Below are 1,384 nucleotides of genomic sequence, written 5' to 3'. Positions count from 1 at the left end.
CTACCACATCCCATAGACAATTACTGTCTATATATAAAATTTCGTCAAGATTTTATTAATCTGTATCAACTATAAAACTAAATCATATAATAAGTTCCGTTGCTTTTAGAAAAAAGCGAAAGAATTTTCTAACTTATTTTCCAGTTTACTTGGAAAGAGCGTAAAAGGTGTTCTACACTACCATTAATATCGTTCTCAACGCTAAATTTGTCATCATGGGTAGGACTATCAGAAAATGAGCCACTCATAAGCAATCCTTTCACAAATATAAAAATAAGACAAATCACTCCATAATAGAGTGATTAAACATATACATTAAATTATTTTTGTTATTTGAATTATAAATAATAATTTTAAGATAATTTGAAAGTCTCTCCACAATATTCACACGTTTTAAAAGTTCCTATTATACCTTCTGTTGGTGTGTGACATGTTGGACAGTAGACTCGTTTTGCAGTTAGACGATAATCTGTTTCTTTTCGCATTTCATTTCCTTGATCTACAAGAACATCCTCGTNTCGATTTTCATACTCTAAAACTGTTTTTAAACTTGTCTTATATTTTTTCATGGTTGGTGGTTTTAGTAATAGGATGAATGAAATTACTAAAAAGATAAAAAATAACCCAAATGAAAACTGAATGAACAAATTGAACATGGAATAGTAAAAATTCAAAAATTGATCCTCACCTTTCCGTTCCAATAAGGAAGTACTTTCTTGCAGTAAAATTTGGCATAATTTAAGACCATTTACAAAGCATATTATGAAGATAGGAGGATAAATAAATTTTGTTATAACTAAACGATAGCGTTTCATCTATTTCTCTCCTTTCTAGAAAGCCAACAACCACAATAATCGCAACTTTCACCTTGACCCAATTCCAATAAATTTCCTCCACCACAAGATGGGCAAATTACAGGATATGTAGTTTCTGTAATTTCGTGTTTATCAAATATTTTAAATAGGGCTTCAATTTGTTTTTTAGTTTTAAATTCCTCTTCTTGCTTAGATTTACGATAAGAGTGAATAATTATCATTGCCAAGGAAATAATATACCAAGGCCCCAGAAGATAAATTAACTTAATTGCCCACTCTCTTATATAATTACCGTCAAGAGTCAAACTAAAACACAAAATAACAAGAATTTGTGATAAATTGTGAGCAAGTAGATAATCCAACTTCAAGAATTTTTTAACATTTTCTCGAAAAATCCATATAAGAATTAGAGATAGAATTGAAAAAGGAACATTGGGAAAAGAATAAAACAACATTGCTATTGGAATTGGGTCAAGGTGAAAGTTGCGATTATTGTGGTTGTTGGCTTTCTAGAAAGGAGAGAAATAGATGAAACGCTATCGTTTAGTTATAACAAAATTTATTTATCC

1 protein-coding gene is annotated in these 1,384 nt (G+C 29.7%); it reads right to left on the bottom strand.

What is annotated here, in order from left to right; genetic code table 11:
* Positions 1-811: 811 nt before the first annotated feature.
* A complete protein-coding gene (locus D8837_RS09330) occupies positions 812-1,177 on the bottom strand; it encodes a hypothetical protein (RefSeq protein WP_125456874.1) in 366 nt (121 codons plus the stop codon).
* Between the last annotated feature and the right edge of the window lie 207 nt (positions 1,178-1,384).

Source organism: Streptococcus mitis (assembly GCF_003942965.1).
Classification (GTDB): Bacteria; Bacillota; Bacilli; order Lactobacillales; family Streptococcaceae; genus Streptococcus; species Streptococcus mitis_BH.
Note: the sequence above shows the minus strand (reverse complement) of the source record. Positions and strands in the feature narration are given on the sequence as shown.